The 22,352-nt window shown below is 37.9% G+C and carries 21 protein-coding genes and 1 riboswitch; of the genes, 5 read left to right on the forward strand and 16 right to left on the reverse strand.

From position 1 onward, the window contains the following. Positions 1-26: 26 nt before the first annotated feature. From dinB to lpxK, 5 genes are all read right to left on the reverse strand, one after another. Complete coding sequence (dinB, locus tag AOB46_RS06305; protein WP_062697425.1) at positions 27-1,118, reverse strand: DNA polymerase IV; 1,092 nt, start codon at positions 1,116-1,118, stop codon at positions 27-29. Positions 1,119-1,184: 66 nt separating this feature from the next. Beyond that, complete coding sequence (locus AOB46_RS06310) at positions 1,185-1,640, reverse strand: GNAT family N-acetyltransferase (RefSeq protein ID WP_062697427.1); 456 nt, start codon at positions 1,638-1,640, stop codon at positions 1,185-1,187. Between the two features lie 17 nt (positions 1,641-1,657). Next, positions 1,658-2,173: a TlpA family protein disulfide reductase gene (locus tag AOB46_RS06315; RefSeq protein WP_062697429.1), complete on the reverse strand. Its 516-nt coding sequence runs from the start codon at positions 2,171-2,173 to the stop codon at positions 1,658-1,660. Between the two features lie 349 nt (positions 2,174-2,522). Next, positions 2,523-3,338 carry a purine-nucleoside phosphorylase gene (locus AOB46_RS06320; RefSeq protein WP_062697431.1) on the reverse strand — a complete coding sequence of 272 codons (816 nt, stop codon included), beginning with the start codon at positions 3,336-3,338 and terminating at the stop codon, positions 2,523-2,525. Further along, on the reverse strand, positions 3,322-4,347 hold the full coding sequence (lpxK, locus tag AOB46_RS06325) for a tetraacyldisaccharide 4'-kinase (RefSeq protein WP_062697433.1): 1,026 nt from the start codon (positions 4,345-4,347) through the stop codon (positions 3,322-3,324). The genes AOB46_RS06320 and lpxK overlap by 17 nt, the downstream gene beginning before the upstream one ends. Before the next feature lie 109 nt (positions 4,348-4,456). Between lpxK and truA the strand changes: the two genes are divergently transcribed. The 3 genes from truA (at position 4,457) to AOB46_RS06340 (ending at position 7,463) form a co-directional block, all read left to right on the forward strand. Beyond that, complete coding sequence (gene truA / locus AOB46_RS06330; RefSeq protein WP_062697435.1) at positions 4,457-5,188, forward strand: tRNA pseudouridine(38-40) synthase TruA; 732 nt, start codon at positions 4,457-4,459, stop codon at positions 5,186-5,188. Between the two features lie 11 nt (positions 5,189-5,199). Beyond that, complete coding sequence (locus tag AOB46_RS06335) at positions 5,200-5,496, forward strand: hypothetical protein (protein WP_062697437.1); 297 nt, start codon at positions 5,200-5,202, stop codon at positions 5,494-5,496. A gap of 206 nt (positions 5,497-5,702) precedes the next feature. Further along, a complete protein-coding gene (locus AOB46_RS06340; protein WP_062697440.1) occupies positions 5,703-7,463 on the forward strand; it encodes an ABC transporter ATP-binding protein in 1,761 nt (586 codons plus the stop codon). Positions 7,464-7,531: 68 nt separating this feature from the next. On the opposite strand, the gene AOB46_RS06345 is transcribed toward AOB46_RS06340, so the two are convergent. Next, on the reverse strand, positions 7,532-9,316 hold the full coding sequence (locus AOB46_RS06345) for a GEVED domain-containing protein (RefSeq protein WP_062697442.1): 1,785 nt from the start codon (positions 9,314-9,316) through the stop codon (positions 7,532-7,534). Between the two features lie 569 nt (positions 9,317-9,885). On the opposite strand from AOB46_RS06345, the gene AOB46_RS06355 reads away from it, so the two are divergent. Next, the gene (locus AOB46_RS06355) at positions 9,886-10,101 is read left to right on the forward strand and encodes a hypothetical protein (RefSeq protein ID WP_062697447.1); all 216 of its coding nucleotides are present in this window, start codon (positions 9,886-9,888) and stop codon (positions 10,099-10,101) included. A gap of 417 nt (positions 10,102-10,518) precedes the next feature. Here AOB46_RS06355 and AOB46_RS06360 read toward each other — a convergent pair whose 3' ends face one another. Then, positions 10,519-11,271: a hypothetical protein gene (locus AOB46_RS06360; RefSeq protein ID WP_062697449.1), complete on the reverse strand. Its 753-nt coding sequence runs from the start codon at positions 11,269-11,271 to the stop codon at positions 10,519-10,521. A gap of 271 nt (positions 11,272-11,542) precedes the next feature. Here AOB46_RS06360 and AOB46_RS06365 point away from each other — a divergent pair, with 271 nt between their 5' ends. Next, entirely contained in the window at positions 11,543-13,627 is a 2,085-nt protein-coding gene (locus AOB46_RS06365; RefSeq protein ID WP_062697452.1) for a TonB-dependent receptor plug domain-containing protein, read from the forward strand. Between the two features lie 271 nt (positions 13,628-13,898). Here the strand turns inward: AOB46_RS06365 and AOB46_RS06370 are convergent, their stop codons facing one another. From AOB46_RS06370 to AOB46_RS06410, 9 genes are all read right to left on the reverse strand, one after another. Continuing rightward, complete coding sequence (locus tag AOB46_RS06370) at positions 13,899-14,879, reverse strand: T9SS type A sorting domain-containing protein (protein WP_062697901.1); 981 nt, start codon at positions 14,877-14,879, stop codon at positions 13,899-13,901. Positions 14,880-15,024: 145 nt separating this feature from the next. Further along, positions 15,025-15,669, reverse strand: a complete 645-nt coding sequence (gene ribB / locus AOB46_RS06375; protein ID WP_062697454.1) for a 3,4-dihydroxy-2-butanone-4-phosphate synthase — start codon at positions 15,667-15,669, stop codon at positions 15,025-15,027. A 90-nt stretch (positions 15,670-15,759) separates the two neighbouring features. Then, positions 15,760-15,885: riboswitch (FMN riboswitch) on the reverse strand. A 263-nt stretch (positions 15,886-16,148) separates the two neighbouring features. After that, positions 16,149-16,886 (reverse strand): phytanoyl-CoA dioxygenase family protein, encoded by a 738-nt coding sequence (locus AOB46_RS06380; protein WP_062697456.1) that lies wholly within the window; start codon positions 16,884-16,886, stop codon positions 16,149-16,151. 9 nt (positions 16,887-16,895) lie between these two features. Then, positions 16,896-17,654 (reverse strand): ATP-grasp domain-containing protein, encoded by a 759-nt coding sequence (locus AOB46_RS06385; protein ID WP_062697458.1) that lies wholly within the window; start codon positions 17,652-17,654, stop codon positions 16,896-16,898. Positions 17,655-17,671: 17 nt separating this feature from the next. Beyond that, on the reverse strand, positions 17,672-18,025 hold the full coding sequence (locus AOB46_RS06390; protein WP_062697460.1) for a DUF2200 domain-containing protein: 354 nt from the start codon (positions 18,023-18,025) through the stop codon (positions 17,672-17,674). A gap of 12 nt (positions 18,026-18,037) precedes the next feature. Next, on the reverse strand, positions 18,038-18,817 hold the full coding sequence (locus tag AOB46_RS06395; protein ID WP_062697462.1) for an alpha/beta fold hydrolase: 780 nt from the start codon (positions 18,815-18,817) through the stop codon (positions 18,038-18,040). Positions 18,818-19,118: 301 nt separating this feature from the next. Next, on the reverse strand, positions 19,119-20,363 hold the full coding sequence (locus tag AOB46_RS06400; RefSeq protein ID WP_062697464.1) for a hypothetical protein: 1,245 nt from the start codon (positions 20,361-20,363) through the stop codon (positions 19,119-19,121). Between the two features lie 48 nt (positions 20,364-20,411). Next, positions 20,412-21,143, reverse strand: coding sequence for a hypothetical protein (locus tag AOB46_RS06405; RefSeq protein ID WP_131724327.1), 732 nt, complete (start codon positions 21,141-21,143; stop codon positions 20,412-20,414). 166 nt (positions 21,144-21,309) lie between these two features. Continuing rightward, positions 21,310-22,311 carry a DUF2268 domain-containing putative Zn-dependent protease gene (locus AOB46_RS06410; RefSeq protein WP_062697468.1) on the reverse strand — a complete coding sequence of 334 codons (1,002 nt, stop codon included), beginning with the start codon at positions 22,309-22,311 and terminating at the stop codon, positions 21,310-21,312. Positions 22,312-22,352 lie beyond the last annotated feature (41 nt).

A 22,352-nucleotide genomic window follows, 5' to 3' on the forward strand; every position in this document is an offset into this window, starting at 1 on the left:
AATACAAGGTAGTGAAAATTTTTCACCTACTGGTTTTCAAATTCTTCAAACGGGATTTTTAGTTGAATGGAAATCTGCTTTTTTTCTTCCGTATTAAGATGAGAAAGAGATAATCCCAATAATCGTACAGGCTTATTATAAGGACGCAGTTCCCAGAGTTTTTTTCCGGTATTGAAATACTGTGCCGGGGAAGAAAAGTAGTCTTCCTGAGTAATACTTCTGGTGAACATAGAGAAATCTTTGTATTTTATTTTTAAAGTGAGGGTTCTTCCCAGAATATTATTTTTCTGTAGCCGCTGATGAAGTTCCTGCCCTAAGTTTTCAAGCTTTTCATCAATTTGCTGTTCATCAAAAAGATCCTCGAAAAAAGTCCTTTCAACAGCAACACTTTTCTGGATCCGATGAGGTTTTACTTCCGAAGTATGAATACCGCGAACCACATTGTAATAATGCCTGCCGGATTTTCCGAAAAGACGGTCCAGCTCTTCCAACGATCTTTTCTTCAAATCTTTTCCTTTATAGATTCCTAAACTAAACATTTTGTTAGCCGTAACCTTTCCTACACCATAAAATTTTTCAACAGGAAGTTCTTCCAGAAAACTTTCCACTTTATCCGGATGAATTGTTTTCTGGCCGTTGGGCTTATTGATGTCGGAAGCTACTTTTGCTAAAAATTTATTGACAGAAATCCCTGCAGAAGCTGTTAATCCGGTCTGGTCAAATATTTTCTGGCGGATTTCACGGGCAATCAGGTTGGCAGATTCCATGCCTTTTTTATTTTCAGTAACATCCAGATAGGCTTCATCCAAAGATAACGGTTCCACTAAATCTGTATATTCATAAAAAATGTCTCTGATCTTTCTTGAAATTTCTTTATACCGGGCAAAACGAGGCGGAACAAAAATAAGATGCGGGCATCTTTCCCTGGCAGTTTTACTGGGCATTGCAGAACGAACCCCGTATTTTCTGGCTTCATAACTTGCAGCTGCAACTACTCCGCGGTGCTGGCCGCCTACAGCAATGGGCTTGCCTTTAAGCTCCGGATTGTCATGCTGTTCTACAGAAGCATAAAATGCATCCATATCTACATGAATAATCTTACGAAGCGGCAGGTCCATATTACAAAGATAGGATTTTAGAGAGAAGGAGATGATGGAAGACCATAAAGCCCATTTTACGGCTTTTTAGCTTTTAAGTCTCATCGTAAGAAGAAGCGGTTCAAAGCCTGCCTTTTCATATGCTTTTACAGCAGGTTCATTCTGAGCATATACATCCAGCCTGATCTCTGAAATATTCCTTGATTTCGACCAGCTGATCAGTGCATCGGTAATCTGTTTGTTGATCCCTTTACCCCTGTATTCCGGTTTTACATACATGAAACCCAGATAGGCATACGTTTTAAAATCATAATAATCCTTATCTGTATTTTTAATAAGACCATATCCCGAGGCAACAATTTCATTATTTTCTTCAGCTACAATTAAAACAGCATCAGGAGATCTGATAAAATGACTCAGATCATAGTAATGAATTTCTCCATCAATAAGTGTACTGTTGAAAGGCCTTTCTGCAGAAACAATACCCTGCTCAAATGTTAAAAGTATTTCTAAATCCTGTTCTGTCGCTTCTCTGATGATCATAACTTTATAATGTCGGATTATTTTAAAAGATTATCAATGGTCTGCTGAATCTCAGGATCTTCCGGAGAAATAGCGTAATATTTGGCAATACCAGACTTTTGGTCGATGATCATGTATCTGGGAATCCAGTTAAGATCAATATAATTATTGAAATTATTTTTCCATCCGGAAGCAAACCAGTAATTATCTTTATCTTTCATATTAAATCTTACAAGGCTCTTATCAAAGCTTTCTTTTGTTCTTTCCAGAGAAAGGAATACAAAATCTACATTGGGGTTGTTTTTTTCCAGTTCTTCAGCTTTTGGCAGCGCCTGTAAACAGTCTCTGCACCATCCGGCCCAGAAATCAATAACCAGTACTTTTCCTTTATGCTCATTCAGAATCTGTTGAATGGTTATGATTTTCCCTTCTTCATTTTCCAGTTTTTGCTGTAAAGCCTCTTTAGAAAAACCTTTCTTAAGAACTGTAGGAATTTTCTGGGAATAGCCTATTCCAAAAACACTAATCATAAAAATTAATAACAACTTTCTCATCTCTTACAATTTCACGATACAAATCTAAACAATGAATGGCAACCGGAAATTGATTTTTGAGGAATTAAGAAAAATTTATGAGATTGAAATTTTCTATGGATATTGAGTAACTGTAAAAAATATTTATTTTTTTTAAATTTTTGTTGAAGACGTAAAGCTGTAAATTGCTTTTTAAGCCACGAATACTCTAATGGTTTTATTCGGAATCTGTGGCGAATAATTTTAAACCACAAAAGTTTAGTGCACTTAAGTTTTTAAAATCTACGATGTTTATCAATAAAAAATCTGCATCTTCTGCAACATCAGTGAGAGTAAAAAACTCCAGGTAAGCCTTTATAGAGAATTTAAGTTACGGATAATTTCTGATCAGACCTTTCACAACAGTAATCACATTCGGCATTGCTTTATTGGCTGCATTCAGGACTTCTTCGTGGGAAACAGAATAGGCAATATCCGGGCCGCCAAGATCAGTAATGATAGAAATACAGAAAACGTCCATGCTCATATGTCTGGCAATGATTACTTCGGGAACGGTGCTCATTCCTACCATATCTCCGCCAATGGCTTTAATCATGCCATATTCTGCCGGAGTTTCAAAGGTAGGACCCTGCAGGCCTACATATACCCCCTGATGAATTTTAATATTATTTTCTTCGGCAGCTTTTTCAGCAGTTTCAATCATTTTTTTGTTATAAGGCTCACTCATATCCACAAAACGTGGCCCGAATGAATCAATATTTTTGCCACGGAGCGGGTGTTCAGGCATCATATTGATGTGATCTTTCAAAATCACAATATCGGCAACGCTGTAGTTAGGATTTACTCCGCCCGAAGCATTGGAAAGGATAAGGTTTTTAATACCCAGCAGGTGAAAAACACGAATCGGGAAAGTTACGGTTTCCATAGAATGGCCTTCATAGTAATGAAAACGGCCGCTCATCATCAGAACTTTTTTCCCTTCTAAGATTCCGTAGATTAATTTTCCTCCATGTCCGGCAACTGTTGTCTGCGGAAAATTGGGGATTTCAGGATATTCCAGCGTATGAATGGCTTGTACTTCATCCTGTAATTTTCCAAGCCCTGAACCTAATACAATTGCAAAATCAGGGGTTTCCTTAATAATACTTTTAATGAAATCTGAGGTCTGCTTAATTTTTTCTAACATAATCTAAGATGATTTGATTGAATTCTTCCTTTTTATCAATAATGACATTGATAGGCCAGTAGTAAACAATTTCTCTAAGATAGTCAAAAGTTTTCAAACGTACATAATCTTTCTCCGTTGTCAGGATCAGTTTATATTCTCCCAGTTTTTTGTATTCAGCGTTGATCTTTTTAATATCATCATCTGTAAAATTATGGTGATCCCTGAACTTCAGGTGTTTAACTCTTTGCGAGAATTTTGCCAGATGTTCAAGAAGAGGCTTTGGATTGGCAATTCCTGTAATGAGCAGGATATCATAATAATTCAGGTTATTGTCCGGAAGCATTTTATCTTTTCCGTATACATTTTCGTCATAACCAATGGATGAAAAAAATACTTTTTGATTATGAGAAGGCCTGATCCTGGAAATATAATACCTTTTTGTTTCCTCAGTGAGTTCATCAGGACATTTACTGACCATAATGATGTCAGCTCTTTTGGAGCCTGCCCGGGATTCTCTCAGATCTCCGGCAGGAAGAAGATGGTCTTTAAAAAACGGATCGTTAAAATCTGTCATCAGGATATTGAAGCCGGCTTTAATGGCTCTGTGCTGGAAAGCATCATCCAGAACCAGAACGTCCAGATCCATATCTTCAATTACTTTTTTGGCTCCCGGAACTCTTTTTTCTGAAACAGCGATTACAAAACGGTTTTTAAAACGCTCAAAAAGCTGCATGGCTTCATCGCCCACCATTTTATAATTACTGTCGTAATTCGTTACTTCATAGCCTTTGGTTAACCTTCCATAACCGCGCGAAAGAACACCGGTTCTGTAATGTTTGGAAAGATATTGGGCAAGATACATCACCATAGGCGATTTTCCGCTTCCACCTACAGAAAGGTTCCCGACATTAATTATCGGCGTTTTGAATTTTGTTGACTTAAAAATTCCCAGATCATACATTGTGTTTCGGATACCCGTTACCAAATGATAACCAAGGGAAAAAGGATAAAGGTACCATCTTTTCATACGATTGCAAAAATAGGAATTTTCACAGGGATTTGATGCAAGATTCTCAAAGACTTTTCAACAATTATTTCGTTAAATTAAAGTATTTTTGTGGAGTTATTGTAATACATTGAGATACTTTATAGAATTTTCTTACAACGGAAAAAATTATTTCGGCTACCAGATACAGCCGGACGCTGTTTCTGTACAGGAAGAGCTGGAAAAAGCACTTTCCACTATTTTGAGGGAAGAAATTAGAACCACAGGAGCCGGAAGAACAGATACCGGAGTTCATGCTAAAAAAATATTTGCCCATTTTGATACGGAAAAAACTCTGGATGAAAACCTTTGCCGCAGGCTGAACAGCTTCCTGCCTCCGGATATTGCGGTGAAAAGAATTTTTCCCGTAAAGGATGATTTTCATGCCCGTTTTGATGCCACTTACAGAACCTACGAGTATTATATTTCCCTTGCTAAAAATCCTTTTACCCAGGAATCCGCATGGCAGCACTGGAAGAGGTCCCTTGATATTGATAAAATGAATGAAGCCTGTAAAATCCTTTTTGAATACGAGGACTTTACAAGTTTTGCCAAGCTGAAAACCGATAATAAAACCAATATCTGCAAGATTTACAAGGCAGAATGGGAGCAGAACGGAACAGAACTGAAATTTACGGTTTCCGCGAATCGTTTCCTCAGAAATATGGTCCGTGCTATCGTGGGAACCATGGTAGAAATCGGTACCGGGAAAATAAAGCCGGAAGATTTGCGTAAAGTTATTGAAGACAAAAATCGTAATGCTGCAGGAACCTCTGCTCCGGGACACGGTCTCTATCTTGTGGATGTAGGATATGAATTTTAAACTGAATATTTATGATTTCTGTACTGATTGCTGTAGCCATATTTTTTTATTATGAAAAGCTGGCAGCCCGTTTCGGGAAGAAAAAATGGCTCTATGGTTTTGCTGGAGTTGTCCTGTGTTTCGGGTTACAGTTCATATTTGGCCTTATGTACGGAATGGCAGGTATCATACTGGATCCTAATCACTATTCGCAGGATATTGATTTCCATTCATTCACTCTGGTGAATATCCTGAGCTGGATTTTTTCTGTTATTGTAGCTCTACTGGGCGGTTGGTATCTTAACAGGAACTGGAAAAAGAACCGTTGATCCGTTAAGGATATTGTAGACTGATAGAACAGATTTTGAGACGTGGATCAATCTGAGAGGCAGAATACAAAAAGCCCAAACTATTCATACTGTAAATAATAAGTATCTGAAATTTTCTATGAGGATTTGATGAAGTTGTAAAGGCGGACAAATTATAAAGTCTTATTTTTGCATAGAATTTTTAATTCTTTTCTTCAATTCGAACAATGAAAAAACAAGATACCTGGGGGATTATAAGGAGGCTGTTCTTTATCGGAATGAAATTCCGTTCCTGGTTCATCCTTACATTAATAATTTCCGTTATACTATCCGTCGTTTCTACCTACAGACCTTATCTTACCATGGAAGTGGTGGATAATGACATCACAAAACTTAAGGATAAGGCTTTGATGATGAAGCATATCTATATATTGGTAGGGCTGGTATTTGCAGAAACTGTTCTGAACTTTTTCCTGGTCTATTTTTCCAACTATATTTCCCAGAATGTCATCCGTGATATACGACAGAGATTATATGCCAAGCTGATCTATTTCAAGACTTCATTTTTTGATAAAACCCCGATTGGACAGCTGGTAACACGTGCTGTAGGAGATGTGGAAACTATTGCTACAGTATATACAGACGGATTCCTGATGGTTTTTGGAGATATCCTGAGAATTATTTTTGTATTGGTCATGATGTTCAGTACCAATGTACACCTGAGCTATATCACGCTGGGAATTCTCCCTTTAATGGTAGTGATTACCCGATTTTTCCAGAAAAAGCTTAAAAAGGCTTTCGGTGATGAGAGGAACTGGACCGCGAATCAGAACTCTTTTGTTCAGGAAAGGCTTGCAGGAATGTCTATTATTCAGGTTTTCAACAGACAGGATTCAGAATTTAAAAAGTTTGATAATATCAATATTACCCTGAAAGGAGCTCTTTTAAGAACTGTTTTTATTTTCTCGTTATTCTTTCCGGTAGTAGAGCTTATTTCCTCCCTTTTCATCGGGTTTATTCTGTTTTATGGAGGATATATTACAATCAGTGCCGGGGTGGTAATTGCTTTTATCCAGTATATTTCTATGCTGATCCGTCCTTTAAGGCAGATTGCAGACCGTTTTAACAATATCCAGCGAGGTATTGTAGGTGCGGAAAGAGTGCTGGGGCTTATGGATGAAGAAAATTCAATGCCGAACACAGGAACCGTGAAAAAAGACCATTTTGACGGAAAAATAGAATTCCGGAATGTACATTTTTCTTATGATGAAAAACAGGAAGTTCTTAAAGGAATTGACTTTAAAGTAAATCCGGGGGAAACAGTTGCGATTGTAGGAGCTACAGGAGCAGGTAAATCTACCATTATCAGCCTGATTACAAGGCTTTATGATATCAATTCCGGAAAGATCCTGATTGATAATGTAGACCTGAAAGATTATGAACTGTATAATCTGAGAAGCCATATCGGGGTTGTACTTCAGGATGTTTTCCTGTTCCACGGAAGTATTTTTGAAAACCTTGCCTTTGGAGATGATAGTATTACGCTGGATAAAATGAAGGCAGGGGCAAAAGAAATTGAAGTGGATCAGTTTATTGAACAGCTTCCGGGCGGATATGAATATGTAGTGAGTGAAAGAGGATCTTCCATTTCTTTAGGGCAGAGACAGCTTTTGTCTTTCCTTAGAGCCTATCTGTCTGATCCGAAAATTTTAATTCTGGATGAAGCCACATCATCTATTGATCATGAAAGCGAGAAACTGATCCAGCGGGCTACCGAAAAAATTACAAAAAACAGAACTTCCATTATCATTGCACACAGGCTTTCAACCATTGAAAAAGCAGACAAGATCATCGTTATGGAGCATGGGAAAATTGTTGAAGAAGGAAAGCACCTTGAACTTCTGGATAAGAACGGGTATTATGCCACATTGTATAAAGCACAGCTTAGACACGAGGTAGAAATGGAAGGAGAGAAAAAAGAAGTTTAATATTAAAGTTTAAGTATAAAAAAATGAGTTCTGTGCACTACAGAACTCATTTTTTATATCAAAGATGTTTAGAATTGTAATTTTCTGGTGATTACTTTTCCGCCTTCCAGAACGGCTTTCACAATCACAATAGTATTCTTTTGGCTGACCGGGAATCTGTATTCTGTTGCTTTAACATCATTTTGATTCGAAAGAAGTCTTCCTGAAGCATCATAAATGTGCAGAGAATTTATTTTTATATCACTTCTTACATATACAAAATCTTCGTCTTTAAAAATATCAGCTGTATTTTTTCTGGCTGTATCCCGTACAGCTAATGAGTTGTTCTGGCTGATAATCACAGAATAATCCTCTACCTGTCCGTATCTTGGAGTATAGCAGGCGGTAACTGCCGTACCGTTGAAATCGCCGATTACTCTCATTCTCAGGGGAGTGTTAAGTACTGCTGTGGCAGGAGGGGTTACAGAAGCTGTAGCCGAAGAGCCGTTGCTGATATTGCTTTGGTTAAGAACCAGTTCAGTTGTTTCATTAAATTGTCCGTCATTATTATAGTCAATATAAGCTTTAATAATATGCGGATTACTTAAGCCCGGCAACACAGTAAGTGTCGTAGGAGTTTCTGACGGAATAATGGTTTTAGATGTTCCTAAACAATACGTTCCGGTAAAGTTTTCATAAAAATTATTGGCAGCCTGCTTATAGTTAGAAGAGTAATTATCAATGCTCCCGAATTTTACACCAATTATTCCAATATTGAAGTTTCCCGGCGTGGTAATGGAAGTAGGAACACAAGCCGTTGTTAAGGAAGAGCTGTTAGCAGGAATTGTTGATGAGGCAACCGGAGAATTGATCAGCGATTGTCTGTATTGCAGAAGCTGCGCTGTAGCGCGGTCTGCCTGTCCCGGTGTAAACAGGTTCCGGAAACAGAACGTGTAAGCCATAACATTTTTTTCACCACCGGCATAGGTCTGGTTGGTACATGGATTGATCTGCCCGGTCTGGCATGTGTTGGGAACTGAAGAGTGATAAAGACTTTTCATAGGTTCAGTATCACATACGAGATCTCCCTGAAGAGTACAGTCGGTATTCGTAGGGCAGTCTCCGGTAGAGGCATTGTATCCTTCATGGGTGTGGCGCAGCCCCAGAGCATGCCCGAATTCATGGGCCAAAGTCTGGGCGTTTACCGCTGAAGCACTGGTAGACATGAAAGAATAATCGTTGGTTCCTCCCGGGTAATATGCAAAGCCATTCAGTAATCCGGAGTTAGAGGCCAGTCTTTTTACAACATATATATTATAGTATTTGCTGGTATCCCACATGCCGAGTGCTGTAATGTCAGAAGCGGTTACGGCATTGGTCGTATTATCATTATTAACACCCCCGCTTACGTATTTCGGAAGATGGGAAGCATTAATTCTGTTGATTCCGTTAGTTGCATTACAGCTTGGATCGATTTGGGCAAATACAAACTTTACGGGAAGTACAGCACTGTTTCCTGCCATTCCGCTGGACGAGCTTCCGGCAAAAACACCGTTGGTATAATTAATCCATGCTATAATATCTGCATCAGATTTATTATTAGGAGTTCCTATGGCACTGCCGTCTCCAACGACATGTACCACAACCGGAATTTCATAAACCTGATTTTTATTGAATTTAGAAGCCATTTTCCCACTTTTAATCAATCGGGAGAGTTCCAGGTTGAAAGCGTCATCACGGGCCTTGTCTTCAGGGAATCTTTCATAGTGTTTTTTCATCAGCTCCTCGGTTCCGCATTCCTGAAATTCTAACTTCTGTGAATAAAAATTCGTGCACAAACCCCCGGAAATAATAAGAAATAATAGTTTTTTCATAGTATTCTTTTATTTAAGTTTTTCAATTTTAAAAATAAATAAAAAATACCATATAATGAGAATATCTGATTTATAATTCTTTAAACTGATTGTTGATCTCCTCAAACCTATTGATCAGCCCGTTCAGTTTTTCCTGTTGTCTTTTACGGTTTGAGGTCTTATATAAAGTATAGCCAGTGAAGCTTTTTTTAATTTTTTGAAAAAATATTTTTTCCACCTTTAAATTCCCATCATAGAACCCTGTAACAGGCTTTTATGAATAGATATTTCATATGGAGCTGTCGTACCATATTGGCAGAACGAAAATTGAAAACAGAAAGAAAAAGCTTTGATAATCATGGTTTCTGCTGATTTTGCCGGTATGCTTAACAGACTTGAAAATACGAAATCTGCATCAGATAGAATAAAAATACCATCTGTTAGCAAAAAAAGCAATAAAATTTTGCGAAAGTACTGCGTTGTATCGATAAATTTATTAACTTTATTTAAAATTTAAGAAAGAGCCCCCTGGCTTGGAAAGGGGTACAAGCATAAATAGTATTTTTTTTAACTTAAATCCAACAATATAAATGAGCACCAGTATCCAAGACGAATTTAAAGTCTTTAAAGATGAATTGAGAAAATTGAATATCGAAGTACAAAAAGTAGTAAAAGTAGGAAACGGAAGTATGGATTTCCATGAAGTTTTCTACAAATCGCCGAGGTATGAAGAGGTAAAGAGCGTATATGTCCAGCGACATACTCTGGATAGTATGATTGAAAAATTTAAACAAGCCTACCATTAAAAAATATACCGATCGCCTCAGATTTTCTGTGGCGATCAGTTTTTTATTACAGGAGATCTGTCTGTCGTGAGATCCATTTTTTACGCTTGAAGATATTGCAGATAGTACAGATTTATTTTAACTGAAGTAAAGTTATTTTTTTCTGTAATATGAACTCTGTTAGGTTCCTGTACTTTTTGTCCGGTCAGCCTTTCAAAATTAATTTTAGCCTTGTTGAAAATTTCAATCTCTGCCTCAGGACGATCATCCACATGCTTGCTTCAGGTATTATGCCGGAGCTTAATTTAAATTCTTCAAGTTTATTCTGCTGTATTAATTTTATCATTTTCCTGGTATATTGAGCGCCAATATACAAATTTCACCATAGCAGAGCAGTATTGAAAAAGAACAGCTCTAATCACATTCTGACCCGTTATTTTAAAACCTATACCCCAGAGAAAGGCCGCTTCTGAAACCTGCCCATGGTCCGTCTACTTTTATTTTTGCTCCATTTTGATTCGTTTCTACGATATAATCTACAAATGGGAGATCCAGATTTTCGATTTCTTTTTTAAGCTGTGCCTGCATATCGGGAGTAAGAACATAATCTGACGTCATCGTGAAATCACCCGTTCCGCTACCGTAATGAGCTCCTGCAATCCAGAAATCCAGCACCAGATTCTGGCTTTTGGTGAGGAAAAACTGTACACCAACCATTAGTCCGCCACTGTTTCCACTGGTGCTTCCTTTACCTTTGATCGGGATTTGATAGCTGATGCCGCCCGGAGCATTATAATCATAATAAAAATCAAAAGTATTGGAAGAAACATCAGAGAAACGGTAATAAGGTGCGAAATAAAAACCCCTGCCATAACCTTTTCCTATATAAAATCTGGGTTCTATGGTGAAATTAACAGCTTTTGCCCTTAAATTCTGAAATCGCTTTTCATCTTCATCCTTTAAAAATACATTAATAAAAGGAACTTTTCCCTCCGGCATGGTTCCGAACCCTATATTGAGAGAAAACCATTGATTGATAGCCCTTTCATAGGAAAGGTTAATATTTCTGAATACATAAGCAGTGATGTTGGTCTTGATGATATTCATCTTGTCTGCCTGAATGGTTTCGGATTCCTGTGCGCTGGTTTTCAGGAATATAAGGCACGGGATCAGAATAAGAAGCTTTTTCATAACAATATATTTTGTGGTGTGAAAAAATACCAGCAAAAAACGGGCAGAAGACTAAATATATTTTACTATGACTTCATTTTTAACTTTGAAATGATGTTATGGATACTGAAAATGATGTTGTCGTATCGGATATGAGATGAAATAAGGAACTTAAAACGATGCTGTTAAGTTCCTGTCGTTTAAATCTTTCCTCCATTTATTCACCTAAACAAAATCTGATGTAGCAAATACCGGAGGTCAGTTGTTCTACAAGTATAAAACTAATTCTGATATGAAAAAAACGATATATATTCTTTGTTTTCTCAGCAGTATTCTTATGTTTTCGCAGGAAATAAAAAATGATTCGGCAGATACTTCAGAAACAAAAGAGATCCAGGAAGTCATTCTGAAATCCCAGCGGAAAAAGCAGTTTGCAGATAAAGCGGTCTATACTTTTGATAAGGAAGCGCTGGAAAAGGCGCGGTATGCGAAAGATCTTCTCCGAACCCTTCCGGAACTGCAGCTGGATCCTGTTTCTAACTCCATCACGAGTACAAAGGGAGGAACGACGCTGTTTCTTATTAACGGAGTTGAAGCTACAGACCTTCAGATCCGCAGTGTGGCTCCTGGTGAAGTGGTGAAAGTGGAATATTATGACATTCCGCCTTCACGCTGGGCAACAAGAGCTGATATTGTAGTAAATATTCTGACGAAATCTACGGAAACAGGCTATCTTTTGGGAGCCGATTTTACTTCTGCACTGAATACCGGATTTGTAGATGCTTCAGCATATGCTAACTACACAAAAGGGAAAAATGATTTCGGACTTGAATACTCACTTAATCTGAGAGATTATGACAACAGGAAGGTGGAGAGTATTTATGATTATTATCTGAACGGGCAGCATTACCGTTCGGAAGAAAAAAGAACAGATCATTTCGGATATACCACACAGAATATTGCATTGCGTTACACCCGTATGGTTCCTGATAAATATACTTTTCAGGCTAAACTGAACATGGATCTGGTAAGCCGTTTTTCAAAAACAGAAGGGGAGAGCTTATTTACAAAGGACAATGTGAAGGAAATGCACGGGGTGTTTAAAAATTACGGATCAGATTATATCAACCCTAAGCTGGATCTGTATTATTCAAAAAAGATAGGCAGTAAAGATGAACTAAGCATTAATGCGGTAGGTTCTCATTACAATACGGATATCACAGAATTTGCTAAGGAATGGGTAGTCTCATCAGGAAGTTCTGTGTATGACAATGATATGATCCTGAAAACAGAACAGACTAATTTTGTGGTTGAATTAGCCCATAATCATGACTTTAAAGCAGGAAAGTTATCATCTGGCTACCGTATTTCGAGTTCTTCCATTTCTAATGATCTGAATAACCTTGCAGGATATTCACAGTATAAAGTTAATTATAGGGAACAGTATTTTTATACCGAGTTTTCAGGAAAAAAAGATAAATTCAGTTACAGGCTTGGTGCAGGACTTACTAATATTCATAATAAAAGTGCTGAAAATGTTTTTAACGAATGGTCTTTTACTCCAAGACTTATTTTAGGATACCAGCTGAAAAATAATCAGAGCTTTAGATTTACGGGAAGTTATACTCCGGTAAGCCCCGGAAGTAATGCACTCAGCAGCAATGTTGTACAACAGGCACCTAATATTGTAAGACGGGGTAATCCTTTTTTAAAGTCGCAGCAGGTACTTTCCAATAATTTAATTTATTCCCTGAACAATCAGTACTTTGATTTCAATGCTTCCCTGTTTTACGTGTATACAGATAGAGTCATCAATCAGTATTATGTTCAGGATGATACTTTCGGAGGCTATGCACTGACTTATGAAAATGCTAAGAACGGGCAAAAATACGGACTGCAGCTTACCGGATCCTATAAGCCTTTCGGAAATAGCCTGCTGGTAGTGAAAGCGATGATATCTCCGGTATCAGAAATGATCAGGACAGCATCCGGAGAGCTGATCAGAAATAATTATTTCTCCAATTATGTAGTAGCGTCTTCAGAATATAAATCTTTCACTCTGCAATATATGTTCAATATTCCGGTGTATACTTTAAACGGGGCTTTCCTTAATACCAATGAGAACAAAAATCACGTTTTTGCCAACTATAAACTGAAAAGCTGGACATTTACCGCAGGAATGTACTGGATAGGAATGCCTTCAGAGTACAAAACGAAAAGCCTTCCGCAAAGTTTAGTGAGCTACAATAGTGATACGAAGATTATGAATAACAAATCCATGTTTGTTTTAGGGGTAAGCTTCGATTTCTCCAAAGGAAAGAAAACTGAAATCCAGAGAAAGCTGAATAATGATACGGCTCCTGCTGCTACATTCTGATGTCTGTCAGAAACTGATTCATAAAAAATCCGTTTAGAAATGTTCTGAACGGATTTTTTATTTAAAGCGGTTTACCCTTTTTTATTAAACCACAAAAGCCACAAAAGATTGAGATACTTTATTTAAAGTTGATCATTACTATGGAAAGAGAGAACACGTAAGCCTTTAAAAATCTTTTATTTTTTGAGAGCTTTTATGATATCATAACATCTTTAAAATAGCTTTTGTGACTTTTGTGGTTAAGTGTAAAAAAGTTTGTTGAAAAAAAGTTTTATTTTTTAATGAATTTCGTCGTTTCCTTCTTAGAATCTTTTCCTGAAACTTCTATGAAATAAGAAGCTGCCGGAAGCTCAGAAACCTGTACTTTTCCGGATTGAATATCCGATGTTTTGATGAGTTTTCCGTCTAAGCTGTAGATCTTAGCAGTAGAATAATTTGCGTTTTCCCCTGTAAACCCGATAAAATCCTGTGCAGGATTCGGATACGCCCTGAAGCTTTGTTTTTTTACAGCTTCTCCGGTGCCAAGGAAGGTAACGTTCAATGCCTGTGCCGCAGTGGTTGTCTGGTTCATGTTAAGAGCAGGAACATTGATGTTGGCGCTGGTATAAGACAGTAAAGGTGCTTTGTAGGTACTGCTGTAATACAGGTAAGAGGTATTGGTAATGGTTCCGGCCGGGAAAGGGCCTACCGTCAGATTAAAAGTCTGAACTGATTTGATCCTTAAAACATTGGTGTAGGTATTAGGTCCGATAATCAGAGTTCCGGCAGCATCCGCAGAGATATTAATATTGCCGCTGAAATTTCCGGAAGCCGCTGTTGAAGTGAAGGTTCCCTGTGCTGTATCAGTCTCCGTATAGCCAAAGGCAGCGGGATACGATATATAAGTTCCGTTGTTTGCCGCAAAATTTAAAGTGGCATCAGGAGTAATAAGTCCGGTAATTTCCAGCTTTGAAGCGGTTTGTTTAAATAGGATAGTGTTACCTCCACCTGTCATTTTAATAGTAGAACCGGGATAGGTTGTGGTTTCTGTTGCATCAGGAGACGAGTATACCGTTGGAGATGCAGCGCCTTGTGTTAAAGAAGCATTGTTGAATACCACATTGTTGCCGGTTGCAGAATTATCTACTGTTCCGTTAATGATTATATTATTTACCGTTTCGCCAACAATAGGGTCGTTAAATGCTTTGGTAATCGTAGTTTGTGCAGAACAAAGCCCGAAAGCAGTGAGTGCCAAAAGTAGAGTTTTTTTCATGGCCATATTTTTTGCTAAAGTTAAACAAAAACAAGATTTGATTTTAACATAATCTATTTTTAATTAGAAATTTTCAATAAAAATAGCCATTCGTTTTACCGGATGGCTATTCTGTACGTTAAATATAGGGTTTTGTTAATCTATACTAGTTACTGATCATTGTACGGTAAGCGTGGATATCCTCAATGGTTACAACGCTCATTTCTCTTTGGATGGCAAAATCAACGATTTCCGGAAGCCTGGCCATTGAGCCGTCTTCATTGGTCAGTTCGCAGAGTACGGCATCATCACCCAGATGGGCAAGCTTTACAAGATCAACACTGCCTTCAGTATGTCCGCGTCTTTCGAAAACACCGTCTTTTTTAGCAATTAAAGGAAAAACGTGTCCCGGGCTTGCGATATGGTCAGCCTGCGCATCTGCTGCGATTGCGGTTCTGATGGTTGTTACGCGGTCTTTAGCCGAAACTCCGGATTCTACACCTTCTCTGGCTTCAATAGATATGGTAAAAGCGGTCTGATTTTTAGAGTTGTTATTTTCCACCATCGGACGGAGGTTCAGGTGCCTGCTTTTTTCTTCAGAAATGCATAGGCAGACAATACCGCTGCATTCGCGGATCAGCAGTGCCATGTCCTGTTCTGTAATGGTGGATGCGGGAAAGATGATATCACCTTCGTTTTCACGGTTTTCATCATCTACTAAAAGAATTCCTTTTCCCTGTTGTAGTTTAAGAAGTGCGTTTTCTACACGTTCTGTGGAGGTTGCTCCAAATTTTTCTAATAATTTTTCCATGTTATTTTACTTTTAGAAGGTAAAACAGTCTTCGGTACATGGAAATGAAATACGGCACAATAAGCCCGTAAGGAATCTTACTGACCGTTTCATTTTCTTCTCCCATCCAGACTTTAACTGTCGGTTCCGGAATTTCACCAGATCAGTCCCTTCAAAAGAAAGGAGTCGCGGACTGTAACCGCCGGTAGGGAATTTCACCCTGCCCCGAAGAAAACTTATTCTAAGTTTTGCTGTATGTTTACTTTAATTTTTTTGTTTCACTATTTTCTATTTAACGTACAGACCGCTAATTTCGGGAAGTTTTTTGAAATGGAGAAGTATTTTAACGGTTAATCTGCTCAACGGGATATTGAATGTCTTCTCTCTGTGTGTTTTTTATATGAACTTGAGTGGATAATCTGTTTTTTAGGATTTGAATGAACTTCTATCATTGAACAATTCAAATCTAAATATTAAATTTCTGAATAGAGAAATGAAGGCTAAAATAAATCTGTATCTAACAAAGGTAATTCTTCTTTTGCAGGATGGTTCTTAAAATCAATAAAATCCCTGAATTCAGGGAGGTCATCACAGAAAATAATATCGAAAGTAAAACGGTTATTTCCATAAAGCCCTCTGTGGATCATGTTGGCTGAGAAGATAAGCAGGTCACCTCTGTTTAACGGTATTTTCTTTCCTCTTTCCAGATCATCCCCCGGCTTTCTGCCATTCATTGAAAGCCTGGTTTCCTGTTCTTCTTCCAGATCCCATTCTCTGTGAGTTCCGGGAATCAATTCAATGCCGGATTCTGCTTTTAAGGGAATTCTGAAATGAAGAACATTTTGAGTTATAATATTTTTCTTCTGTTCTTCAATGGTCATTCCGGTATACTGTATGTCACGGTGCCAGTAATTAGTCTGGCTGTTGTTCAATGGATCAAAAAATAGTTGGGTATTGAGGAAAACGGCTTTTCCAGGGAAAAGAGTGTGAACAAGTTGTGAAATTTTTTCCTGAGAAATAAACCTGAGGAGATCCAGCCTTTCCTGCCTGGTAATCTGTTGAGCTGAGGTAATGCTGTGGCTGTTAATAGCTCCGGCTTTATAATCTGAGTCATTATATTTCAGCCATGTCTGATGAAAGGTATGAAGAATCTTTTCCAGAGGCTGCAACTCTTCTTCAGAGAAAAACTGCTTTAAGTAAACGTATCCCTGCCGATTATAATGTTGATTTATACTCATAATGACTTTTTATCGTTGTTTTTGAAATATTGCGTGTGCAATTTCATACCATCTTTCAAGCAGTAAATCAGTGTATATTTCTTTATCAAGACCGTAAGATCCCAGGGCATAGCCATCGTTCCATTCTACCAAAGCCGTATTGCCGTTGGATAAAACGCCAAAGTCAATGCCGTATCCTTTGGTTTTTTCCTCCGAATTTTCAAGATCATTTACAGCATTCCGGATGACTTCCATATTGGGCTGGTATTGCTCATCACCATCATATAAACGCATTCCGACAATCTTTGAGTTATTGACAAAAATCCTGTATTCTGCTTTCCAGTCTACTGATTCTGAACAGTAAAGTTCCGTGTTTTTTGAGAATTCGGATAAAAGATAAAAATCAGAAACTGATTCTATTCTGAATCCGGTGAAAAGCTTTGTGTCAGATTTTGGTTTGACAAAAACAGGCTGCAGGTCTCCGTCCATATTTTTCAAAAAATCACGTATGGTGGTTGTCCAGATATTTCGCTGCAGATATGGATGAAGGCATTTAGGGTAGCAGTCAGATGGAGGATTAATTTTATATTTTTTGAAAATTGAGGAAAAAACAAAATGATTTCCGGCAACAAACGTGGTATGGTCGATATTCAATTGATTTCTGAAAATCTTTTTATCCGTGAAAAGTTCGTATCCGATATTTCTTTTTTCCAATACATCAATCACGTCCTGATGTTCAGGTTCCAGTTTTTTATTGCCGTATTCATGGATATAAGCTTTTTCTATCATTGTTTTTTAATACCGTATCAGGGTGTTCTTAATATTTTTTCCATCTTCTTTCCTTTGGCCAGCTCGTCAATAAGTTTATCCAGGTACCGGATATTTCTCATCAATTCATCTTCAATATCTTCTACACGGTATCCGCAGATAACACCTTTGATGAGGGAAGCATTTGGATTGATTTGAGGTGCCTGTTCAAAAAATGTTTTAAAATCGGTTTTGTTATCTAAAATTTCCTGCAGGCTCTTTTCATCATATCCGGTCAGCCAGAATATGATTTCATGAACTTCATCTTTTGTACGGCCTTTTTTCTCTGCTTTTTGAATATAGTGTGGATATACACCGGAAAAAGCCATCGCAAAAACTTTTGTATTCTGCATGTTTTCTATGGTTTATTGTAATTCTTTAATGACTTTGTCCAGTATACGGTTGAATTCTTCCGGTTTCTCCAGCATCAGATAATGACCGGTTCCAGTAATGTCTATACAATCATAATTTTTTAAATACTTCCGGTTATTTTCAAGGTGGGTAGGGGAGTTATCAGAATTGATGGCTCTTACCGGAATCTTAACCTGCTTCGCAATGTCTCTGAAATCCGTTTTGTACAAAGGTAAAAGAAGGCTGATTGCCGTTTCCGGTTCGTTCTGTAAAAATTCGCTTTGGAGTCTTTCTTTTACTGCCACAGGTGTTTTTTCCGCAAACAGGTATTGAGGAAGAATATTTTCTACCGCATTTTTAAAATCGCTCCTGTAGTGGGTAAATAAAAACTGTTCTGCCTGTTCTTCTGAAAAATATTCGTCCAGGTCTTTTAGGGTATCTACCAGAATCAGGGATTTTACTTTTGGTATTTTTAAAGCTGCTTCAAGAACATATGCTCCGGACATAGAATGCCCGACAAGTATGATTTCGGAGGAACTGATGCTGTCAGCCACAGCTTTGATATCATCAGCATAGCGGGTGCTGGTCCAGTCCTGTCTCGAAGTATCTGATTTTCCATGTCCGGCAAGATCCATGATTACCATGTGATACTGATCTTTAAAATAGTCCAGTTGGTCTTTCCACCATTCACTGTTGCCTAACCATCCGTGAATAAAGATGATGGAAGGATTTCCGCTTCCTGATTCGTGATAATAAATTTTCTGTCCGTCTGAGGATACTGCATATTTTTCCATGGAAATTATTTTGTCCGGGGTTGCTGTATTTCTTTAAAAAACTAAATTACAAAAAATCAGCCTGTATAGCCATCTGGAATATAAAAATATAAAATGGCTGCAGAAGTTTGTGAGATCAGTGGAGAGGATGCGCGGAAGGTTGAAATGAATGTCGCTATAGGTAAACGTTATAGGTTTCTGAAACCTATAACGTTTTTGAAATGTTTAATATACCGTAATTAAAATAATCTGCGTTATCTGCCGGCCTGCGATCATGAAATTTTACCATAGATCAGCATTATGCCTGGTGTATTTCAGGGAATTACCATTTCCAGATTTGCGGTTCATTATTCCAGATCAATAACCTGAAATCTTCATAATGATTCCCGTTGCCGATAGTGTGGGTATCCCGGTGCCCTTTTCCTAATTTCAGTTTGTGCAGCATTCCTGAACAGGAACCTACCCAAAGGGTTTTTTCATCTTCTGAAAGTGTCATTCCGCTGATGGTTGAACCTAAAAAATGTCTCCAGAGCTGGTTTCCTTTTTTATCAAAAGCTTTGATATAGCCGTACGCGTCCCCAAGAATATAAAAATCTTTTGTGGAAACTCCGGTATATACTCTCATTTCCTCATTTATGTAGATAAAGTCGTCGCTGTGTGTATAGGCTTCAATAGCTGCACCTTCATACTGATCTGAATTAATGGCAATCGTGATTCCGTTGTAGAAATGGCAGGAATTGGTAATCAGCTGGCTGTCGTCTTTAGAAAATAGGCAGAAATGGGGATAGGAGGACTGGGGGCCTACAGATCCTATGTTATTGCCTTCTGAATCCAGTATCCTGTGATCATAGTTCTGGTCTCCCACAACAATATAGGTATTATCATGGGAAAGGGTGGCATTTTCCATATCGATATCCGGAGACCAGTCTTCTTCATTGTCTTCATTGATGGGATGAATTAGTTTCTCACTGTCTTTTGAAGCGAGATAAATACCGTTTGAAGAAACGATCAGAACCTTGCTTCCGTCATTGAACGGGATCATTTCTGTAATGCCCGAATCTATTGTTTTGTCAAATGAGAATTCCTGAATCAGTTCGCCGTTCCAGTTTTTATATAGTGAAATAGTCTCTTCACGGGCTATGGCGAAGATATTTCCCTGTTTAGACTTTCCTATGGCATGGATGTTTTCATCGAGCGGGATGATCTGGTCATGATCAAGAAGGTAGGCCTGTCTCTTTTCGTAATGAGCTCCGGTTACGAAAACTATTTTTTCATCTTCAATATAATGCATCTGCTCGATACTCTGGGATTTCTCTTTCATTAACGGAATCATGGGAGCATGGGCGGGAGGAAACTGTTCTCTGAAACGTTCTGTGTCATCATTCAGATTGGCTGTTTTCAGCAGTTCGAAAACTTCGGTTCCCAAATGGTCTCTTTTATCCTGTGGTTCTTCACCTTTCCAGTTTTCCCAACCGTTCTTTTCACCGAATTCAACCATTTCATTGATTGCTGTTGCATAGTGTTCTCCTTCTGAGAACCATTCTTTTTGGATTGTAGTGTTTTGCATGAATTCTTATTTTTTATCCTGTTCAGGGATTATGGTAAGATAATTATTTTATTTGAAATATACCGGGTTATCGTGGCTGCCGTTGATCTTTATATAACTTCCAATCAGCAGAAGCGGGTTGATGGTTCCGGTTTTCCGGGCGGTGAACTCAAGGCTTATGATACTCAGCTTTTCATCCGGTTTAAAAAGCTTTTCTTTGGGAATTGAATAGCTTCCGTCTTTTCCGATATTCAAAGTGTCGGTTTTTCCCGGAGTGGCAATGGTTATATTAGGATTTTCTTTGTCTTTTTTATCAAAAGTTTTTGAGATATAGAGTTTATTTACATCATAAAGACCAGACCAGCGTATTGAGAAATTCTGGCTGGTTGTACTTTCAGAGGTAGTGATATGGGAAGGATCGCTTATTTTCAGGGCATTAATACTTCCCAAAACGAATTTTTTACCGTTGGCCAGCTGGATTTCAACCTGGTACAGCCCATTTTCAGGAGGAATATTTTCAAGCCTGTATTGATAGCTTTTGGTATAGTAGAGCTGTTCTATGATTTTATATTCTGCTTTTTTCTGATTTACTGATACGGTAATTGAATCACTACCGATTTTTTTATCTTTTTTATCATATAAAGCTACTGATATTATATTGTCTGCCTGGTCTGTTAAGCTCTGGTAGATATCAATTTCTGCTTTTATATCAGAAATATCCGTGATTTTTGATGCAGGAACAGGCCCGGAGCAGGAGATGAAGAGAGTCATCAACATACTCAAAAGATTTAAATGCTTCATAATAGGTTATTTTGAATTAACCGGAATATTTTCAGCTCAAAAGGAATTTTTCTGACTGATTCTCAATCATCAGTTCCGCTTTGATAACGTAAGTTAGGGTCAGGAACAGCTTTTATAATATTTTGTGGGATCATTCTTTCAGTCCTGAATTTATTTTTTGTGAAATTTATAAGCTTTCTATATATTTTTCATAGCCGCTTTTTTGCAGCAGGTCTCTGGCTGTTAAATGGTAAACGTCTTTCCAGGAGTTCTGGCCGTTCTTTTCCACATATTTTTCGATAATTCTGAATCCCATCCAGTAATTGATATTTTTCGGCGCGTCCGGAAAGAGCTTAATCTTATCATTCTGCAGCAGTGGATTTTTTCCTGAAGTGTCAGCGAAATATTTTTTTAATTGGTTGAAAAGTCCTTTTTCATGCTGTATGAACCAATCCCATTCTTTTTTAGAAAGGTGTACGGTTTCATGTTTTTGAAGTTTTCCCTCAAAGAATGCATAGGTAAAATAGCAGGCAAATCCTTCATCAATGGTTTGGTTCAGGGCAGAGACATGATCCGGATCAGCGTTTCTGAATTTTTCATAAACCATATGGTTTAATTCATGCGGAAGATCTTTTTTTAAAACGGCAGGAATTTCTATTCCTTTATTATTGAGTTCCAAAGCAAACTGGTCGTTGGAGCATCCCCCGAAAGCGATTCCCGTAATGGGGGTGAAAATTAAGCTTATTCTGGCTTTAGGCTGATAAGGAACCAGCTTGCTGAACCTGACAAGAGTTTTCTTAAATGTTTTTTTCAGATTAATATTTAAAAGAATGCCGGCCTTCTCTTCAAATATCTGTCTGTTTTTCTGATAGAGGCTGTTATTCCATTCAGCCATACCCCTGGCCGTATTGAATTGATGGGCATTTTCATCCCCGAATATTACGGCATAACAGCTGTCCCAAAGTTTCTGATGAGGTTTATAAACATTGTTGATGATTCTTGCCGAATCGTACTGACCGTTTTTATGGGCAAGCATCTGGTGCTTAAATGAATTAAGGATGACAATATTTCCCACTTTTACACTGTCTTCTACCTCCTCAAGCTTATTATAATTGAAATTATGGTCATGAGTGCGGGTTGCGCAGGAAAAAATGGCCAACAGGGATAGGACCGGAATAATGTTTTTCATTGAGTTTTTATGGTTAGCTTTTTAGTTTTTTTGTTGGGATA

The organism is Chryseobacterium indologenes, from assembly GCF_001295265.1.
Lineage (GTDB): Bacteria > Bacteroidota > Bacteroidia > Flavobacteriales > Weeksellaceae > Chryseobacterium > Chryseobacterium indologenes_A.